This window comes from Novosphingobium aureum, from assembly GCF_015865035.1.
GTDB classification, from domain to species: domain Bacteria; phylum Pseudomonadota; class Alphaproteobacteria; order Sphingomonadales; family Sphingomonadaceae; genus Novosphingobium; species Novosphingobium aureum.
In genome coordinates, this window is record NZ_JADZGI010000003.1 from 246,786 (window position 1) to 265,284 (window position 18,499).

General features: G+C 67.6%; 15 protein-coding genes. 9 read left to right on the forward strand and 6 right to left on the reverse strand.

Annotation, left to right across the window (positions count from 1 at the left end; genetic code table 11):
- Positions 1 to 25: 25 nt before the first annotated feature.
- Positions 26 to 703 carry a TetR/AcrR family transcriptional regulator gene (locus tag I5E68_RS16665; protein WP_197166099.1) on the reverse strand — a complete coding sequence of 226 codons (678 nt, stop codon included), beginning with the start codon at positions 701 to 703 and terminating at the stop codon, positions 26 to 28.
- Positions 704 to 907: 204 nt separating this feature from the next.
- Between I5E68_RS16665 and I5E68_RS16670 the strand changes: the two genes are divergently transcribed.
- Entirely contained in the window at positions 908 to 3,310 is a 2,403-nt protein-coding gene (locus I5E68_RS16670; protein WP_197166100.1) for an arylsulfatase, read from the forward strand.
- Positions 3,311 to 3,378: 68 nt separating this feature from the next.
- Here the strand turns inward: I5E68_RS16670 and I5E68_RS16675 are convergent, their stop codons facing one another.
- Together I5E68_RS16675 and I5E68_RS16680 are read right to left on the reverse strand one after the other, a co-directional pair.
- Complete coding sequence (locus tag I5E68_RS16675) at positions 3,379 to 4,179, reverse strand: enoyl-CoA hydratase/isomerase family protein (protein ID WP_197166101.1); 801 nt, start codon at positions 4,177 to 4,179, stop codon at positions 3,379 to 3,381.
- Positions 4,180 to 4,204: 25 nt separating this feature from the next.
- Positions 4,205 to 4,882: an EthD domain-containing protein gene (locus tag I5E68_RS16680; protein WP_197166102.1), complete on the reverse strand. Its 678-nt coding sequence runs from the start codon at positions 4,880 to 4,882 to the stop codon at positions 4,205 to 4,207.
- Positions 4,883 to 5,251: 369 nt separating this feature from the next.
- On the opposite strand from I5E68_RS16680, the gene I5E68_RS16685 reads away from it, so the two are divergent.
- The 3 genes from I5E68_RS16685 to I5E68_RS16695 all read left to right on the forward strand — a co-directional run bounded on the left by I5E68_RS16685 (position 5,252) and on the right by I5E68_RS16695 (position 8,353).
- On the forward strand, positions 5,252 to 6,544 hold the full coding sequence (locus I5E68_RS16685; protein WP_197166103.1) for a phospholipase A: 1,293 nt from the start codon (positions 5,252 to 5,254) through the stop codon (positions 6,542 to 6,544).
- A gap of 109 nt (positions 6,545 to 6,653) precedes the next feature.
- Positions 6,654 to 7,565, forward strand: coding sequence for an SMP-30/gluconolactonase/LRE family protein (locus I5E68_RS16690; RefSeq protein WP_197166104.1), 912 nt, complete (start codon positions 6,654 to 6,656; stop codon positions 7,563 to 7,565).
- Entirely contained in the window at positions 7,562 to 8,353 is a 792-nt protein-coding gene (locus I5E68_RS16695; protein WP_197166106.1) for an enoyl-CoA hydratase/isomerase family protein, read from the forward strand. The genes I5E68_RS16690 and I5E68_RS16695 overlap by 4 nt, the downstream gene beginning before the upstream one ends.
- A 39-nt stretch (positions 8,354 to 8,392) precedes the next feature.
- On the opposite strand, the gene I5E68_RS16700 is transcribed toward I5E68_RS16695, so the two are convergent.
- Positions 8,393 to 8,668, reverse strand: a complete 276-nt coding sequence (locus I5E68_RS16700) for a hypothetical protein (protein WP_197166108.1) — start codon at positions 8,666 to 8,668, stop codon at positions 8,393 to 8,395.
- A 290-nt stretch (positions 8,669 to 8,958) separates the two neighbouring features.
- Here I5E68_RS16700 and I5E68_RS16705 point away from each other — a divergent pair, with 290 nt between their 5' ends.
- The 5 genes from I5E68_RS16705 (at position 8,959) to I5E68_RS16725 (ending at position 14,216) form a co-directional block, all read left to right on the forward strand.
- Entirely contained in the window at positions 8,959 to 11,061 is a 2,103-nt protein-coding gene (locus I5E68_RS16705; RefSeq protein ID WP_197166111.1) for a TonB-dependent receptor domain-containing protein, read from the forward strand.
- A 20-nt stretch (positions 11,062 to 11,081) separates the two neighbouring features.
- On the forward strand, positions 11,082 to 11,753 hold the full coding sequence (locus I5E68_RS16710; RefSeq protein ID WP_197166113.1) for a PepSY-associated TM helix domain-containing protein: 672 nt from the start codon (positions 11,082 to 11,084) through the stop codon (positions 11,751 to 11,753).
- 22 nt (positions 11,754 to 11,775) lie between these two features.
- Complete coding sequence (locus tag I5E68_RS16715) at positions 11,776 to 12,270, forward strand: DUF2271 domain-containing protein (RefSeq protein ID WP_197166114.1); 495 nt, start codon at positions 11,776 to 11,778, stop codon at positions 12,268 to 12,270.
- An 81-nt stretch (positions 12,271 to 12,351) separates the two neighbouring features.
- The gene (locus I5E68_RS16720; RefSeq protein WP_197166115.1) at positions 12,352 to 13,203 is read left to right on the forward strand and encodes a DUF4198 domain-containing protein; all 852 of its coding nucleotides are present in this window, start codon (positions 12,352 to 12,354) and stop codon (positions 13,201 to 13,203) included.
- Between the two features lie 2 nt (positions 13,204 to 13,205).
- On the forward strand, positions 13,206 to 14,216 hold the full coding sequence (locus I5E68_RS16725) for an FAD:protein FMN transferase (RefSeq protein WP_228727294.1): 1,011 nt from the start codon (positions 13,206 to 13,208) through the stop codon (positions 14,214 to 14,216).
- Between the two features lie 270 nt (positions 14,217 to 14,486).
- Here I5E68_RS16725 and I5E68_RS16730 read toward each other — a convergent pair whose 3' ends face one another.
- Positions 14,487 to 16,571, reverse strand: a complete 2,085-nt coding sequence (locus I5E68_RS16730; RefSeq protein WP_197166116.1) for a hydantoinase/oxoprolinase family protein — start codon at positions 16,569 to 16,571, stop codon at positions 14,487 to 14,489.
- A gap of 41 nt (positions 16,572 to 16,612) precedes the next feature.
- On the reverse strand, positions 16,613 to 18,442 hold the full coding sequence (locus tag I5E68_RS16735; RefSeq protein WP_197166117.1) for a hydantoinase B/oxoprolinase family protein: 1,830 nt from the start codon (positions 18,440 to 18,442) through the stop codon (positions 16,613 to 16,615).
- Positions 18,443 to 18,499: the final 57 nt, after the last annotated feature.

Below are 18,499 nucleotides of genomic sequence, written 5' to 3' on the forward strand. Positions count from 1 at the left end.
CCTTCGCGGACCTCAAGAGCCCCATTCAGGCTGCTTGAGGTCCCTCGGCGGGCAGGGGCGTCGTGAGCAGGTTGGTGGCGAGCTGGACCACGTCGCGCACGCGCAGGGCAAAGCTTTCGCCCAGCGCGTCGCCGCCGTAGTCATGCAGCACGAGCAGGCTCGAGAACATCAGCTGCGCCATCTTGATGCGGGTATCGACGACGTCGGCGGGAAAGCCGTCGAGCCTTGCATAGATTTCCGCGAGAACCATGCGCAAGGTAGCGGAGGCCTCGTCACTCGCGTCGTCGGCGGGGTGCGGCATACCGGCCGGGCGCCAGCGGGTGAGATACTCGATCATCAGCGCCGAATGCGGGTGGCGGCCTTTCGCATCGGCCAGTTCGAGATGCGGCAGCAGCAGGATCCGCATCCATGTATGCAGGCTGCCGAGCGAACCTTCTTCGCGGGCGAGCGCGATCATGCCCCGGCGCGAACGATCCATCTGCGCCACGCGCAGGCGGAAGATCTCCTGAAGCAGCGCATCCTTGCTGCCGAAATGGTACTGCACCGCATTGTTGTTGCCATTGCCGGCCGCGATCGCGATCTGGCGCAAGGACACCGCCGAGATGCCATGCTCGGCGAAAAGCCCCTCGGCCACGAGCGCGATACGCTCGCGCGTGGATTGCTGCGTGCGCGCAGCATCGGTGCATTCGGGCTCACCCGGCACGTGCCACCTCTCCCCTGTATCTTGTTGCCTCGAACATACCCGAAAGCCCCGCCTCGTCCAGCGTCCGGATCGAAAAATCAAGCACGCGACCTATCATTTAAGTCAGATGCGTTGATCGGGCGAAAATCCGAGGATGTCCATCGAAACGTGCAACGACACGTCCAATGTGAAGGGCCAGGGGCCCGATATGGGAGAGATAAAGAAATGACGGGACGCAACACGCGCCGCCCCGGCCTGGCGCATGCCAGGCGCCGCATCGCACAGACCACCGGCATCCTCGGCGCACTCGCCGTGAGTGGCCTTTGCGCCCTGAGCGCTCCGCCTGTGCTCGCCCAGGACACAGCCCAGAACAACGCGCAGGCGCCGCGCGTTCCGCAGTCCGTCGGGCTGACCGCCGCCGACAGCGGCGCGCCGGTCTGGCCCGAGCAGACGCGCGCGCCCGCGGGAGCGCCCAACGTCCTGCTCATCCTCACCGACGATGTCGGCTTCGGCACGACCAGCACTTTCGGCGGCCCGGTCCCGACCCCGACTTTCGATGCGCTGGCGCAGCAGGGGCTTCGCTATAACCAGTTCAACACCACCGCGCTGTGCTCGCCCACGCGCGCTTCGCTGCTGACGGGGCGCAACCCGCACAACGTCAACGTCGGCAACGTCACCAACATCCCTACCGGCTACGAGGGGTACACCTCGAACATTCCCGATTCCGCAGGCACCGTCGCGCGCATCCTGTCCGACGGCGGCTTTGCGACCGCGATGTTCGGCAAGTCGCACCTGACGCCCGAGTGGGAGATGGGCCCTGCCGGTCCGTTCGACCGCTGGCCCACGGGGCTGGGCTTCGACCACTTCTACGGGTTCCTGTCAGCAGACACCAACCAGTTCGCGCCAAACCTCGTCGAGGACCGGCGCCACATCGACTATCCGCGCGACGATCCCGACTACATCCTCGACCATGATCTCGCCGACAAGGCCATCGCCTGGATCGACCGCGAGAAGGCGACCACGCCCGACAAGCCCTTCTTCATGTACTACGCGCCGGGTACCGCCCACACGCCGCACCAGGCGCCCAAGGAATGGCTCGAGAAGTTTCGCGGCAAGTTCGACATGGGCTGGGACAAGCTGCGCGAGCAGACCTTCGCGCGCCAGAAGCGCATGGGCGTGATCCCCGCCAATGCGCAGCTCACCCCGCGCCCCGAGGGTCTTCCCGCCTGGGACAGCCTCTCAGCCGACAAGAAGCGGCTCTACACCCGCCTGATCGAGGCCTACGCCGCGGCCATCGCCTATTCCGACCACGAGATCGGCCGCATCGTCGATGCGCTCAAGGCCAGCGGCGAATACGACAACACGCTGATCATCTTCATCCAGGGCGACAACGGCTCGAGCGCCGAGGGCGGACCCAACGGCACCTTGTTCGAGCAGTCGATGATCAACCGCTACGACGAACCGCTCGACTACATGCTCTCGCGCATCGACGAGATCGGCGGCCCCAACCTCTACAACCACTTCCCGGCAGGTTTCGCCTGGGGCATGGACAGTCCGTTCCAGTGGTACAAGCAGGTCGCCTCGCACTTCGGCGGCGTGCGCAACGGCCTCGTGATGAGCTGGCCCAAGGGCATCACGCATGACGGCAGGATGCGCGAGCAGTTCCACTACGTCACCGACATCGCCCCGACCATCCTCGAGGCCACCGGCATCGCCGCGCCTGCCAGCATCGACGGCGTCGAGCAGAAGCCGCTCGACGGCATCTCGATGGCCTATACCTTCGACAAGGCCGATGCGCCGGGCGAGCGCCACACCCAGGTCTTCGAGATGATGGAGAACATGGGCATCTACCACGATGGCTGGTGGGCGGGCACGAGCCCCTCGCGCGCGGCATGGGACGTCGCGCGCAACATCAAGACCGACGTCATGGCGCGCAACTGGGAACTCTACGACCTCACTAGCGACTACAGCCAGAGCAAGGACTTGGCCAAGGCGAAGCCCGAGAAGCTGCGCGCAATGCAGGGCCTGTTCTGGGCCGAGGCGGCCAAGAACCACATCCTGCCGATCCACGACTTCAGCGAGGGGGCGCAGGGACGGCCGACCGCGACCGGCGGGGCGACGCACTTCGTCTATCGCTCGCCGATGACGCACATCGTCGAGAGCGCGGCCCCGCCGACCATCGGCAAGAGCTGGCGCATCGCCGCAGACGTCGAACTGCCCCAGACCCCCGCGCAGGGGGTGCTGGTCACGCAGGGCGGGCGCTTCGGGGGCTATGCCTTCTATCTCGAGAACGGGCGCCCGGTGTTCCACTACAATGCCATCGGCGAGCGCCAGTACCGCATCGCCTCGAGCGAAGCGCTCTCCCCCGGCGAGCACGACATCGTCGCCCGCTTCGCCGCCGACAGCAACGAACGCGGCGGTCCGGGCACGCTGACGATCTCGGTCGACGGACGCGAGGTTGCGCAAGGCCGGATCGAGGCCACGATGTTCGGCTGGGTCTCGCATACCGAAGGCTTCGACGTGGGCAGCGACACGATCACCCCTGTCGCCGATACCTATACCATCGAGAACAGCACCTTCACCGGCACGTTCAAGACGATCACCTTCGACGTGAGCGATCCTGAATAAGGGCTCCCGGTCGTGTCCCGGACCCTTGCCACAAGCGAGGTCCGGGATACGGCCCAATGGTCCTGAGCCTAATCGGCGATGAAATCGCGCAAGTCCGCGTCGCTGCGCAGATAGGCCTCCAGCCTGCGACGCACCTGCGCGCTGCCTAGCCGTTCGTTGACCGCCTGCTGCTCGAGGCTCAGCGCCGCTTCCAGATCGGAGCCTTGCGCGGCGTGGACGAGCCGCTTGGTCGCGGCGATCGCGCCCGGCGAGCGTGCGGTCATGGCGCCCGCCATCTCCCAGGCACGCGCCAGCGGGTCGGCGACGACTTCGCTGACCAGACCATGCGCGAGCGCCTCGTCGGGCGAGACCACGCGGGCGGTCGCGATCCATTCGAGAGCGCGCGCGACGCCAAGCGCCCGGGCGAGGCGCACGGTGCCGCCCCCGCCGGGAAACATCGCGAGGTTCATCTCGGGCAGGCCCAGCGAGAAGTCACCGGCCTGAGCGATGCGGATGTCGCAGGCCAGCGCGATCTCGAAGCCCACCCCCATGCAGTCTCCGTTGATCGCTGCAATCACGGGGACGGCACAGGTCTCGAGCCTGCGGGTGAGCCGGTGAAACACCGAATCGTCCCAGCGCGCCGGCGGCTGGACCGGAGTCTCGGCCAGTGCCTTGGCTGCCTGCGCCAGATCGGCGAGGTCGAAATGGCGGATCATCACCCCCGGCACCGTGCCGGTCAGCACCAGGACGCGCACGTCCTCGCTCGCAAGTGCGCCATCGAGCGCGGTCTCGAACTCGCCGACCATGGCGGCGGTAAGCAGGCCGGTGGGCGGGTTGTCGAAGGAGATGACCGCGCATCCCGCTTCGATGTGCAAGTGGACGCGGGCCATTCGTATCGTCTCCCCGAACATCGTCTCAGGCGAACGCGATGCGTTCGAAGGGCAGGAACGCCGAGCGCGCGTGATCGATGAAACGCTGTTCATCGGCAAAGGCATCGCCCGCGATGTCGGGAGAGGCGAGCACCGCGCGCAACTCGTCGATATCGCGAAAATAGGCCTCAGCAACGCCGTCGATGTCGCAGGCGGGCAATCCCAGTGCCGCGCACAAGTCATCGCTCGCCTGCGGATCGGGATGGAGCTGGCGATAGCGGCTCTCGGGATTGGCCCTGCCGAAATCGGCGTGACGGTTGAGCCAGTAGTCGCGAAAGCCCTCCCCGGTCAGGCCGGGCAGCCTGCGCAGCGGACAGAACAGGGCAACCGCACCCTCGCCGGGCATGACGTGATGCTCGGTCCCGATGACGGCAACACCTGCCTCGCGCGCAATGGCCTTCGGCAGGGCGAGGTCCGCCAGTTCCGAAGGTTCATGCGCGCCGTCGATCTCGACCGCGAAGTCGAATGCGAGGCCCGCCCCGACTGCCTCGCCTTGCGGGCTGTCGCCAAGCACACCGGGAGGCAAGGCCCGCCACAGTTGTGTACCCGTGCGCCCGGCAAGCCCGTGCGCGAGCGCATCGAGCGCCGTGTCGGACTCCTCTCCTGCCTTGAGCAGGAGCAATGCCTTGGGAACGGCGGCGTCGCGAGCAAGGGCCCCGCTCATCGCGCCGTCCTGCCGTTGTGCGCCACCTGCGCGCACCTGCTCGAGTTCGGGTTCGATGCCCGCATTCCGCTCTCCCGTTCCGATCTGTTCTGCCTTCAGACCTAGGCATGCGGGCGACCGGGCGCACCCGTCCTTATGATCAGTGCGCCGGCGGACTGGCATCAAGGTCGCCATGGATGAATTTCGAGCAACATCATGTGCAACCGACGGGGCTGGCGCAGCGCTCCCGCGAGGCCTATCGGGGCGCGGTATCACCGGATGCGGGCCAGTGGTCTCACGCGATGGAACGATGCCATCTGCCACGGATTTATCCGTAGCGCCTTTTCCTGTCCCGTCGCCTGTCACGGCCAAGCAAAGAATCCAGAAACCATGCACCCGACCATCCGAACCGGCCTTGCCGGCCCGCTCACCGGCGCGCTCGCCAGCACCCTCGCCCTGACCCTGGCCCTGACCCTCGCCACCCCCGCGCTCGCGGCGGGCGACGCTGGCAGCGAGGCGCGCGTGCTCGTGGAATCGGTCACGCCCGGCGAGGATGGCGAAAGCATGCAAGTGCGGATCCTGGCCTTCAACCCGGCCTCGGCAGGGCAGGCCAGTGTTCCCGCGCAGGTCCCCGCCACGCTCACGCTCGACGGCGTGAATCGCGCCGTCATGCTCGATTGCGCGCCGGATGCTCAGCCCTCCGCGAGCAAGACGAGCCCGATTGCACCGGGACGCTTCGCGCTTGCCGCGTGCACGCTGCGCCTGCCCGCAGGCACCGGGCAGACCGCGCAGGCCCAGCTTGCCCTTGCCGGAGCGGCGCCCGCCACGATGTTCGCGATTCCCGCGGCCTCGACCCGCGCACAGGCCGAGGTGGAACTCGCCGAGACCATGCTCGAAAGCCCGACGCCCGAACGGCGGCCGCTCGTCGCCAGCGACGTGCCCGCCGCGCGGCCCGAAAGCGGCAATGCCTACCTCGGCAATCTCTCGGCCTACAACCCGATCTTCGGCGTCTACGGACCCGACACGAATAGCGAGGCGCTGATCCAGCTCAGTTTCAAGTACCAGCTTTTCGGCGACGCCGGCAACGTCGGCGGCGCTGCGCCCCTGATCAACGGCATCCACTTCGGCTATACCCAGCGCATGTTCTGGGACCTGGGCTCGGAATCCTCGCCCTTCCGCAACATCGACTTCATGCCCGAGCTGTTCTTCCTGCAGCCCGCGGTCAAGGTCGGTGACGGTATCGCGCTGGGTGGACAGGTCGGGGTGCGCCACGAATCCAACGGCCGCGACGGCGATGCCTCGCGCAGCGCGAACACGCTCTACATCCAGCCTGTCGCCACGATGCCCGCCGGTGACTACACCGTCTCGATCGGACCGCGCCTGTTCTATTACATCGGCGATCTGGAAGATAACCCCGACATCCGCCACTACCGCGGCTCGACCGGCCTGTTCTTCGAGGTCGGCAAGGACGACGGCCTGCGCCTCACCACCCAGAGCCGCCTCAACTTCTCCTCGGGCAAGGGCGCGGTCGAGGCAGAGCTGTCCTATCCCTTCGACAAGATCGTCGACACCAGCCTCAACCTCTACGTCTTCGGGCAGGCCTTCGCGGGTTACGGCGAGAACCTGCTCGACTACAACCGGCACACCACTCGGCTGCGCGTGGGCTTCGCCATCGTGCGCTGAGGCTTGCGCTGACTAGCGCTTTTGTCAGGCGGACACCGCTCAGATCGCCCACACGCTTGCACCAACCCGTCCCGGCGCGAATACTGACGCCGAAAAACGGGAGAGATGCATGGAACCGAGCGGGACGACGCGCGCCACGGCGCCGGACTTCGAGGTGATCGCGAGCGGGTTCGACTTCATCGAGGCGCCGCGCATCACGTCCGATGGCGCGATCTGGTTTTCGGACCTCACCGCAGGCGGTGTCTATCGCTGCCGCTCCGGCGAGGAGCCCCGGCTCATGCTTCCCGAACGCCAGTGGGTCGGTGGCATCGTCATCGACCGCTCGGGACAGGTCCTGTGCAGCGGCCGTGGCGGCATAGTGGCGCTCGATCCCGAAAGCGGCGCGACGCGCGAGGTGCTGGGCGCCATTGAAGGACAGGCGCTCGGCGCGGTCAACGACATGGAAGGCGACGGGCACGGCGGCTTCTATGCCGGCAGCATCGACTTCGCGGCGATCTTCGAGACCGGCACGCCGCCCGCACCGGGCATGCTCTTCCACATGAGCGCCTCGGGCGAAGTCACCGTCCTTCGCCGCGATGTCGCTGCCTCGAACGGCATGGCGCTGAGCCCTTGCGGCGCATGGCTCTATCACGTCGAGACAGGACGCGGGATCTGGCGCTATCCGCTTGGGCAGGGCGCGCTGACCGAGACCGGGGTCGCTGCCGGCGAGCTTTTCGTCTCGCTCGAGGACGGCGACGGGCTCGCGCTCGACAGCGCGGGCAACCTGTGGGTGGCGTGCTGGAGCACCGCGCGCCTGCTCCACCTCGCCCCCGACGGAACCAGTCTGGAGACGCTGAGCCTGCCCTACCCGCACGTCGTCAGCATCTGCTTCGCCCCGGACGATCCGGGCAGTCTTTACATCGCCACCGGAGGCAACGGGGAAGCCCCGCGCAAGGGCGCGATCCTGCGCATGGCGGTCGCGGTGCCCGGCCTCACCGGCGCGCCGAGCGCGCTTGCAACGCTCGAGGAGAACGCCCCATGATCATCACCACCCGCCCCGCCGAGGGCATCGCGCTCGTCACCCTTGCACGGCCGCAGGCGGCCAATGCCCTGACCTTGCCCATGGTCGCGCAGCTGCGCGCCACCATCGCCGAACTGGCGCGGGACGAGACGGTGCGCGTGGTGGTGCTTGCAGGCGAAGGCAAGGCGTTCTGCGCCGGGCTCGACCTCAAGGAAGTGCTGCAAGGGCCCGATGCCCCGCGCGGACCGATCGAGGCGATGGCGCTTCAGGAGAAGTTCGCAGGGCTCATGCGCGAAGTGGCACAGGCCCGCTTCCCGGTCATCGCCGTGGTCGAAGGCGCGGCGGTCGGTGCCGGCATGGGCCTTGCCCTCGCCGCCGACATTCGCGTCGCCGGGCCAGCAGCAAAGTTCCTCGTCGGCGCGGTCAGGATCGCGCTCAGTGCGGGCGAGTGCGGTATTAGCTACCACCTGCCGCGCATCGTCGGCGGCGGACGCGCGAGCGAGATCATGCTGACCGGACGGCCTGTCGGCGCCGCCGAAGCCCTCGCGATGGGCCTCGTCACCACGCTTGCCGACGAGGGCGAGGCGCTCGAGGCAGCGCTCGCGCTGGCAGCGCAGATCGCCGCGAACAGCCCTTACGCGATCAAGCATAGCAAGCAGGTCATCCGCGCGAACCTCGATGCGCCGGGGCTCGATGCCGCGCTCGAACTGGAAAACCACGTGCAGTGCCTGGCGCTGGGCACCGAGGATTTTCGCGAGGCCTGCGCCGCCTTCGCCGAAAAACGAGCCCCGCACTTCACCGGAAGCTGAGCGGCGTGCCGACCTAGCGCGCGCGCACGCCCTTGCCGCTCAGCACAGACGGTAGGCGACCACCTCCTCGGCGCCATAGGCAACGTACAGATCGTGGCGCCAGCGCAAGTCACGCGCGGGCGCGGTGACCTCGCCGCTGTAGCGCAGCCTTGCGTGCACCAGCGTATCGCCCATCACCGGGCAGGCACCGCCGAACCATGGGGTCCATTTTCCGTCCTCGCCGCGTTCCTCGACCATGCCACCCTGTTGCAGATACGAGCAGGCGCGCCAAGCCGTCCGGTTCGCGACGGTACTGTCGCCGGTGCGATCCGCCATCCAGGCAAGTGATTGTCGAGAAAGAAGAAACCGAGAGACCCTCGGTTCGCGGGAATGACGGCTGATGGCCTCTTCGTGACAAAACATGACTGAACGGATGAGTTCAGTTTTTGCACTTGCAAACGTTTCGCAAGAGTTGTTAGGAACGACTCGCAATTGCAGTAAGCAGTCTTTCCCGGCTAGCCATCCGGCGCCCGGCTTCATTTCACAAATCCCGCGAGGCCCGCGCATGCGGCCCGCTCCGGGTGGGCGCGCGCCCTGTAGAACCGCGCCCGAATTCAGGGGGATTCATGATTTCCGACCGTACCCGCTTCCTGCGCTCCGTACTTGCACCGGCATTTGCCTCGGCATCGCTCGTGGCTCTCGCCATGGCACCGGCCCAGCTCCACGCCGCCGAGGCCGACCAGCGCGTGACCATGAAGCGCGGCGAGGAAGCACCCGAAGACATCGTCGTCTCGGCAACCGGCTATGAACTCAACGTGCAGGATGCGCCCGCCACGATCTCGGTGATCACCGCCGATGAGATCAAGCAGCGCTCCTACACCGACATCACCGATGTCCTCGTCAACGTGCCGGGCGTGCACATCCAGGGCGGCGGCGTCGAGCAGTCGGTGATGATCCGCGGCATGAGCGCGGACTACACCCTGTTCCTGATCGACGGACGCCGGATGCAGGACAACCAGGCCTTCGGCCTCAACGGCCAGCAGGCGGGCACCCCGATCAACATGCTGCCCCCGCTCAACGCGATCGAGCGCATCGAGGTCATCCGCGGACCCGCCTCCTCGCTCTACGGCTCGGACGCGATCGGCGGCGTGATCAACGTCATCACCAAGAAGGTGATCAACGAGTTCTCGGGCAGCTTCTCGAGCGAATACATCAAGTCCGGCCCGGGCAACGACGTCACCAACGACGGCGTCAACGCCAGCCTCGCGCTCAACGTGCCGCTGATCCGCGACCGGCTCTCGGTGCAGTTCACTGGCGGGGTGCGCTATCAGGACGAATCCGACTTCGTGGGCGGCGACGACAGTGCCGCAGCCGATCCCGAGTTCAAGCGCCGCAATGTCGGCGTCAAGCTCTCGCTGCGCCTCGACGACGACAACTCCTTCACCGCAGGCGCCACCCACACCATCCAGGAGCGAACCTCGACGCCGGGCAAGAGCATCGCCGCCGACGACGACCTCACCTTCACCAAGACCCTGCGCGACAACTACTTCGCCACACACGAGGGCAACTACGGCAACCTGGTGTGGAATTCCTACGTCACCTACGACAAGTCCTCGAACCCGACCCGCACCAATGCCGAGACCGGCAACGGCGTCGATTTCGACACTCTCGTCGCCAATTCGCAGGTCGCGCTCAGCCTGCCGCGCCACAAGATCGTCGCGGGCGTGAACTACTTCCACGAGATGCTCGAGGACGGCGCGACCAACGGGCTCAACCTGCCCGGGCTGGTGGTTCCCACCGACATCGTCGCGATGGATCGCAAGCAGTATGCCGCCTTCCTCGAGGACAACTGGGAGATCGTCGACGATCTCTCGATCCTGCTGAGCGGGCGCGTCGACCACTCCGCCACGTTCGGCACGCGCTTCAGCCCCAAGGCCTATGCCGTGTTCCGCGCGACCGGCAACCTCACCCTCAAGGGCGGCGTGACCAGCGGCTACAAGGTTCCCAGCCTGCGCCGCGCGGCGACCGACTTCGGCTCGGTGTCGCGCGGGGGCGTGATCATCGGCAATCCCGATCTCAAGCCCGAAAAGACGATGAACTACGAGATCGGCGCGAGCTACGTGAACCGCGACCTCGGGCTCTCGACCAGCCTCACCGCCTACCAGAGCGACTTCGAGGACAAGCTGCTGCGCACCGGGCGGATCTGCGCGGCCGACGAGGTCTGCGTCTTCAACGGGGTCACTTACCCTGCGCACCAATACGGCTACACCACCTATGTGAACGTCGATACCGCCGAGCTCAAGGGCATCGAGTGGACGCTCGACTATCGCATCGTCGACGGGCTGCGCTACCGCCACAGCTACACCTATTCCCAGACCGAGCAGACTTCGGGCGACAACGCGGGCCAACCGCTCAACGACATTCCCGAGCACATGTTCAATGCCTCGCTCGACTGGGACCTCAGCGACATGATCCGCGCCTGGGGCCAGGTGAACTATCGTGGCCGCACCTCGGGGCGCACGACCAATTCCAGCGGGTCGGCGACCAACGGCTTCACCTATGCCCCCTACACTTTCTACAATCTGGGCGTGAACCTCGAGCCCAAGCCGGGCCTGCGCGTGAACCTGGGCGTCTACAACCTGACCAACAAGCAGGTCACCCCCGAGGACGGCTTCGCCTACGTCCTCGACGGACGTCGCTTCTCCGCCGCGCTCATGGTCGATTTCTGAGCCGGAAGGGGATCGACGCGATGCACGCCACGACCGGGAAGAGCGCAAGCGTTAAGCAGTCGGGTGCCCCTGCGCGCCGCCCGCGCAAGGCGCGCGCCTTCTGGATGAAGCAGCTGCACACCTGGCACTGGATCAGCGCCGCGCTCTCGCTGGTGGGCATGCTGCTGTTCACGGTGACCGGCTTTACCCTCAACCATGCTGCCGACATCCCGGCAGAGCCGGTGCGCGTCGAGCGCGAGGGCACGCTCTCGCCGCAGGCGCTGCGCCTGTTGCAGGGTGACGACGAGACCGCAAGGCCCCTGCCCGGCCCGGTGGCGGCATCGGTCCGCGAGATCACCGGCCTCGCCGTTGCCGGACGCGATGCCGACTGGTCGGGACCGGGCGAGGTCTATCTCGCCATGCCCGGCCCGGGGCGCGACGCCTGGGTCAGCATCGACACCGCGACCGGCGAAGTCCTCGCCGAACGCACCGAGCGGGGCTGGGTCTCCTACCTCAACGACCTGCACAAGGGGCGCGACACGGGCACGGCATGGAGCTGGTTCATCGACCTGTTCGCATTCGCCTGCCTCGTCTTCACGCTGACCGGGCTCGTCCTGCTCCAGCTCCATTCGCGCAACCGCCCACTGACCTGGCCGCTGACCGCCCTCGGCCTCGCCATCCCGCTGGGCATTGCCCTCCTGTTCATCCACTGACCCAAGCGAAAGGCCCGCATCCATGCCAAGGCTCGCCATCCGTACCGGCGCAGGCGTCCTCGCCGCCAGCACGATCGCCGCCGCCGTCCCGGCCCATGCCGAGACCATCCGCGTCACCATTCCGCGCATCAAGGTCGCCGAATATCACGCCCCCTACGTCGCCGCCTGGCTCGAACCGGCCGCGGGCGGGACGGCCCGCACCGTGTTCGTGTGGTACGACGTCAAGAAGAAGGGCGCCGAGCCCGGCTCCAAGTGGCTCACCGACCTGCGCACCTGGTGGCGCAAGGGCGGGCGCCGCCTCAAGCTGCCCGCCGACGGCGTGAGCGGTGCCACCCGCGCGCCGGGCACTTACGACATCCCCTTGCCCAAGGGCCTGCCCAAAGGCGCCTATGTCCTCAAGGTCGAGGCCGCGCGCGAGACCGGCGGGCGCGAGATCGTCTCGCTGCCGATCACCGTGCCCGGCGCCAGTGGCAGCACCACGGGCAAGACCGAGCTCGGTTCCGTCACCATCCGCTGACCTCCGGCCTTTCCCACCCATCAGTACTTCCCGACGCCCGGACCTTCACATCCATCCGCTTTGCTCCTGAAAGGTAACGCCATGACTGCACGCCGTCGCATCGCGCGCCTCGCGCTCGCCTCCACGCTCTCGCTCGCCTCGCTCGCCCTCACCGCAGCCCCCGCCTCGGCGCACCGCTTCTGGCTGGTCCCCTCGGCCACGACGCTTTCGGGCACCGGCCAGACCGTCTCGTTCGACGGGGCGATCTCGAACGACCTGTTCAATCCCGATCATGTCGCGATGCCGCTCGAGATCCTCACCATCGTCAAGCCCGACGGCAGCAAGGGCGAGATGCTCAATGCCACCAAGGCGCGCCACCGCTCGACCTTCGACGTTGCCATCGACCAGGAAGGCACCTGGTGGATCGGGGTCAAGCGCGAAGGCTACTCGGGCAAGTTCATGCTGAATGGCGAGGAATGGCGCGTAGGCGGGCGTCCGCGCAAGGGCGTCAAGCGCGTCGCCGGCCTCGACGACATTCCCGCCGGCGCCACCCAGGTCGAGCTGGTCGAGAGCCTTTCGACCAACGGCACCTTCGTCACTGCGGGCATGCCCAACGACGAAGCCTTCGCGCCGAGCGGCAAGGGTCTCGAAATCCAGCCCCTCACTCACCCCGACGAGCTGGTATCGAACGAACCGGGCCGCTTCCGCTTCCTGATCGACGGCAAGCCCGCCGCCGGGGTCAAGGTCACCGCAGTCCCGGGCTCGAAGCAGTTCCGCTCGAGCGAGATGGTGACCACGGTCGAGACCGATGGCGAGGGCATCGCCACGATCGCATGGCCGACCCCGGGCATGTACTGGATCGACGCTCAGGCCGAGGACACCAACCCCGCCGAGCCGCGCGCGGGCAAGCGGCGCATGGGCTACACGCTCACCGCCGAGGTCGTCGCACCCTGACCTTGCCGACGAACCATACCGAGCGGGACGGCCCAAGGCTGGCCGTCCCGCTCGCGCTGCCTCCCGACATCCTCGCAGGATGGCGCGCGGGCGTGCCTGTCCAGCCCTTCGCGGGCACGACGATGGGCACGAACTGGCGCGTCAAGGCGGCCCTGCCCGACGATCTCCTGCCCGGCGCGCTTGCAGCACGGCTGGTGCGCAGGCTCGAGCAACTGGTCGCCCGGCTCAGCCACTGGGAGGCCGACAGCGCACTCTCGCGTTTCAACCGGGCGCGCGCAGGGTCATGGCACGGGCTCGACGACGACTTTGCGCAGGTCATGGCCTGCGCCCTCGACATCGCGGCGCGCAGCGAGGGCGCCTTCGATCCTGCGATCGGCGTGCTCGTCAACCTCTACGGCCACGGTCCGCGCCCCGCCCCGCACCAGCCACCCGGCGCCGAGGCCCTGGCCGATGCCCGCGCGGTGAGCGGGTGGCAGCGCCTCGACTGGGACGCACAGGGCCAGCGCCTGTGCCAGCCCGGCAATTGCCACCTCGATCTCTCGGGCATCGCCAAGGGCTACGGTGTCGATGCGCTGGCGGGCGAACTCGAAGCGGCCGGATTGCGGCACTTCCTCGTCGAGATCGGTGGGGAATTCTCAGCGCGCGGCATGCGCCCGGACGGCGATCCATGGTGGGTCGAGCTGGAAACGCCACCACAGGCGCTGGCGCAAGGCATCGCGCCCTTGCGCCTCGCACTATGCGACAGCGCCGTGGCGACCTCGGGCGACTACGTGCGCGGCGCGCATACGCTCGATCCGCGCAGCGCCGCACCCGTCCATCACGTCCTCGCGCTCAGCGTGATCCACGAGAGTGCGATGCAGGCCGATGCCTGGGCGACCGCGCTGGGCGTCATGCCCACCCCTGCCCTGCGCGCCCATGCCGAGCGCGAGGAACTGGCAGTGCGCTGCATCACCCGCGAAGGGTCCCGGCTCACCGAATGGATCAGCCCCGCACTGGCGCGGATGATGGACTAGGCCGCGTGGGGAAGATCGAACGGCGGGGTTTTGGCCCGATTCCGCTCATTCCACTCTGTGCGGAGCTTGACCGCGGTACCTAAGTCCAATCTGGCAGTAACCGCCCAATATTATAGACTATTTATCGAAAATGAAGTAAGATATTACTTCTCCAATATACGAATCTACAAGCCGTTTCATTAGTTTTGGAAGGAAGTTGAGAATGAAGAAGCGCACTCGCCACGCAAGGCTTTCCAGTCACTTCCGATTTCCCCCTCCGTCGCGGCAGCCTCAGCACAATCGCTCGAGCACGTAGTCGCCCGCGGTGTCGACCTGTGCGCGCCAGCCCGGCTGGACGACGATGGTGGTGAAAGTCTCGGCGATGACCGCAGGCCCCTCCACCCGGTCGCCCGCGACCATGGCGGCGCCGTCGTGGATGGCGGTGGGAGCAAAGCCTTCGCCAAGGTTCACTTCACGTGTGGCGCGCGGCTTGACCAGTCGCGACGTCGCGCTGGGGCCGCCAGCGGCAGGCGGGCGCGGCGTGGCGACGCGGCTGACGAGGCGAAGTCCGGTCACCTCGGGCAGTTCGTGCTCGCGGATATGGCCGTATTCCTCGGTGTGGCGCGCGTTGAACAAGTCCAGCGCGCGGCTGCCGAGCGTGTCGTCTAGCCAGTCGAGCGCGCCCGGCGCGCCTTGCGCGACGTCGAAGGTGAGCGAGAAGTTCTGCCCGGGATAGCGCATCGAGAGCTGGTAGGTGGCGTGGATATCGTCAGCCGCAAGGCCGGCCTCGACGAGATGCGTCGCCGCGCGGTCGGACAGTTCGCGCCACAGTGCTTCCATGCGCGCCACGGGCAGGTCCTCGACCCCGGCGATGAGCGCGCGCTCCTCGTCGATCGTGGGATCGGCGACGAGCGTGCCGAGCGCGGAGAAGGTCGGGCTGGCGCGCGGGATCAGCACGCGCGAGATGCCCAGCTCGCCCGCCTGGATCGCGGCGAAGACCGGCCCGTTGCCGCCATATGCGAGCATGGTCAGCCCGGCCGGGTCGATGCCCTTGCTCGCGGTGGTGCGGCGAATGCCGTCGACCATGTTGGCGTTGACGAGGCGCAGCGCATCGCGCGCGACCTCCTGCGCCGACTTGCCGAGCGCATCGCCAAGCGCGGCGAAAGCTTCCTCTACGCCTGCGCGGGTGAGCGCGAAGTCGCCGCCGGCAAAGCACGCCTCGTCCGAAAGCACGCCCGTCATCAAGAGCGCATCGGTGACCGTCGCTCGCGTGCCGCCCCGGCCATAGCAGATCGGCCCCGGATCCGAGCCCGCACTCGCGGGGCCGACCCTGAGCGCGCCCGCCACCACCTCGACGATCGAGCCACCGCCCGCCCCCAGCGTCTCGACCTGCACCATCGGCACGCCGACGAGATAGCGGTGGTGCATGTTCCAGCCCGCCTCGGCAGGCGCCGCCCCGGAGAGCACGAGGCTCATGTCGTAGGAGGTACCGCCCATGTCGACGCAGAGCAGGTCCGCATGGCCCTTGGCGCTGCCGACGTGGGCCGAGCCGACCACCCCGCCCGCCGGGCCCGAGGCGAGCACGCGCACCGGCGCACCCTCGATATAGTCGACGCTCATCACCCCGCCCGAGGCCTGCATCACCATGAGGCGGCGCGCATAGCCCGCCTCGCCAAGGCGCACGACCAGCTTCTCGAGATAGTCGGCGACGCGGGTCGCGACGAAGGCATTGACCACGGTGGTGCTGGTGCGGTCGTACTCGGGCCCGCGCGGCAGCACCTTGTGGCTGAGCGAGATACGCGCGCCGGGCAGCTCCTCGGCGGCGATCTCGGCGACGCGCAGCTCGTGCTCGGGATTGAGGAAGCTGAACAGCAGCGAGACCGCGACCGATTCCACCCCCTGCTTGCGCAGCTTCGCGCACTGCGCGCGCACCGCCGCCTCGTCGAGCGCAGTATGGACCGAACCGTCGGCCATCACCCGCTCGGGCACGCCAAGGCGGCGACGGCGCGGGGCGATCTGCGGCGGCGGGGCCAGTGTCGGGTCCCAGATGCTTTCCTTGAAACCGCGGCGATATTCCATCTCGTCGCGAAAGCCCTCGGTGCAGATGAGCCCGGTGAGCGCGCCGTCCATCTCGATCAGCGCATTGTCGGCAACGGTGGTGCCATGGACGATGGCATCGCAGCGCGCGAGGAATTCGCCGAGCGCGAGGCCTTCCATCGCCGCGAGCCGCTCAAGCCCGCTCATCACGCCGAGCGAGCGGTCCTGCGGGGTGGTGAGGTTCTTGTAGAGACGCACGCGCGCCTCCTCTCCCACGCCGCACAGCAGCGCGAAATCGGTGAACGTCCCGCCAATATCGATGCCGACCCGATAGGCCATGGCTCTTTCCTTCCTGCTGATTTTGGTTGCGCCGGCCGCGCCTATTCGGCGGCCTGTACCTGCGCGCTCGCCTCGGCCATGCTGGCGCGCAGCGTCGTGGTCGCGGCCGCGTCGACGGCGAGGTCGTAGTCTTCGAGGCTGCCCGTCAGCACCACGCCGTACCGCTCGCGCGCGGCATCGATGCTGACCAGTTCGTCGAGAACGTCTTCCTTCACCGCCTCGGGATCGCGGGCGAACGCCGGGCCGAAACCGCCGCCGCCGCCGTGCTGGTAGGCGATCACCGCAAGTTCGGGGAGCATCGCCTGCTCGGCCAGCTCGATGCGCCGCTCGTTGGGCGAACCCAGTTCGAAACGGTTCACGTAAGGGCTCCCGGGATCGCCGCCGCACATGCCCGAGATCGGGTGCTCGTGGCTGACCATCCAGGCAGTCGCCATCATCGGCTGCAGCACCTGCTTGACGTTGAGGCTGCCGGGCATCCCGCGCCACTGTCCCGCCCCGCCGGTATCGATGGTCAGTTCGCGCGAGAGGTTGAGCACGGGAAACCGGCTCTCGGCGTCCTCGGCCTGGCTGAGCAGGAGATTGCCCAGGCTCACCGGGCACGAACCCCAGCCATCCATGCCCTCGACCGCAGAGACGTCCATCGAGCGGCTGTCGACGCCCTGGTCCATGAACATCTGCCCCTGCCCGTCGAAGCCGATCACCGCGTTGGGCATGCCGATCTTGTAGACCTGCGGCTGCGCCCGGCGCGGGACGAGGCCGGAAAGCGCGATGCACACCGCCTCGGTGATCTCGCAGGCCGGGTGGAAACTGCCCAGCGCCGCGGGCTTGTTGGGCGGCGGATTGGCGATGCAGCCTTCGGGGATGTCGATGGTGACGGCGTTGAACAGGCCCTCGTTCTTGACGATCGAGGGGTCGATCATCGAGGCAAGCTGAACCATGACGTAGCCGCGCGAATTGGCGAAGGTATTCCACACGCCGGTAAGTTCGGGGCGCGCGTCGGTACCCGCCAGATCGACGCTGAGCGTATCTCCCGCGACGGTGAGCGCGACTTCGACGCGCACGTCGCGCGTGCCGGTGGTGTCGTGGTCGATCCAGGTCACCGCGCGGTAGGTGCCGTCGGGCCAGGCGGCGATCTCGTCGCGGAACTGGCGCTCGCTCTGGTCGATGGCGTGGTTGATCGCGGCGCGGATGGTGTCGGCGCCGTGGCGCGCGATCATCGCCTCGATCCGTGCGACGCCCTTCTCGACCGCGCTGATCATCGCCGCGAGATCGCCCGCGAAAGTCGCGAAGCGGTTGTTGCGCACGATCATGTCGATCACGTCGACGCGCTTCTCGCCGCGGTGGACGAGCTTGACGCAGGGGATCGCCAGACCCTCGGTGAAGATGTCGGTCGCCTCGAGGGTGAAGCCGCCCGGATCCTTGCCCCCGGTGTCGCCCTGGTGCGCCTGGAGCGCGATGCAGGTGACGAGCGCGCCCGCCTCGTCGTAGACCGGCGCATAGACGTTGTAGTCGGGCAGGTGCCCGCCGCCCGCGTCGGGATCGTTGCCGAGGAACACGTCGCCCGCGCCCCAGTCGTACTTGTCCTGGAGCATGAGCCCGTAGCGCACGGTGAGCTGCGAGACGAAGGTGAGGTGCGGCGTGCCGATCGAACCGACCGCGAGCCGACCGTGGGCATCGACGATGGCCGCGTTGCGTTCGTTCGACTGGTTGATGATCGGGCTCGATGCGGCGCGGCCGAGATGGGTCGCGACCTCGAAGCACACCGTTTCGAAGGCGCCGCGCACGATATCGGCGGTCACCGGGTCGATTGCCGTCGCTGTCGGCAGCGCAGCCGGCTTTTCGGCCAGCTTGCGGCGCAGGGCGAAGCTCATGTCCTTGGCATCCTCTCGCTCTTGTCGAGCACCGGGATAAGGTCGGGGCTGCGCGCG

Excerpts from the sequence above, each read along its gene's own strand:
- I5E68_RS16680 (WP_197166102.1), bottom strand. The coding sequence starts at position 4,882 with ATGAGCGGGGCCCTTGCTCGCGACGCCGCCGTTCCCAAGGCATTGCTC.
- I5E68_RS16720 (WP_197166115.1), top strand. The coding sequence starts at position 12,352 with ATGACTGCACGCCGTCGCATCGCGCGCCTCGCGCTCGCCTCCACGCTC.
- I5E68_RS16710 (WP_197166113.1), top strand. The coding sequence starts at position 11,082 with ATGCACGCCACGACCGGGAAGAGCGCAAGCGTTAAGCAGTCGGGTGCC.
- I5E68_RS16735 (WP_197166117.1), bottom strand. The coding sequence starts at position 18,442 with ATGAGCTTCGCCCTGCGCCGCAAGCTGGCCGAAAAGCCGGCTGCGCTG.
- I5E68_RS16705 (WP_197166111.1), top strand. The coding sequence starts at position 8,959 with ATGATTTCCGACCGTACCCGCTTCCTGCGCTCCGTACTTGCACCGGCA.
- I5E68_RS16700 (WP_197166108.1), bottom strand. The coding sequence starts at position 8,668 with ATGGCGGATCGCACCGGCGACAGTACCGTCGCGAACCGGACGGCTTGG.
- I5E68_RS16675 (WP_197166101.1), bottom strand. The coding sequence starts at position 4,179 with ATGGCCCGCGTCCACTTGCACATCGAAGCGGGATGCGCGGTCATCTCC.
- I5E68_RS16685 (WP_197166103.1), top strand. The coding sequence starts at position 5,252 with ATGCACCCGACCATCCGAACCGGCCTTGCCGGCCCGCTCACCGGCGCG.
- I5E68_RS16690 (WP_197166104.1), top strand. The coding sequence starts at position 6,654 with ATGGAACCGAGCGGGACGACGCGCGCCACGGCGCCGGACTTCGAGGTG.
- I5E68_RS16715 (WP_197166114.1), top strand. The coding sequence starts at position 11,776 with ATGCCAAGGCTCGCCATCCGTACCGGCGCAGGCGTCCTCGCCGCCAGC.
- I5E68_RS16695 (WP_197166106.1), top strand. The coding sequence starts at position 7,562 with ATGATCATCACCACCCGCCCCGCCGAGGGCATCGCGCTCGTCACCCTT.
- I5E68_RS16730 (WP_197166116.1), bottom strand. The coding sequence starts at position 16,571 with ATGGCCTATCGGGTCGGCATCGATATTGGCGGGACGTTCACCGATTTC.
- I5E68_RS16670 (WP_197166100.1), top strand. The coding sequence starts at position 908 with ATGACGGGACGCAACACGCGCCGCCCCGGCCTGGCGCATGCCAGGCGC.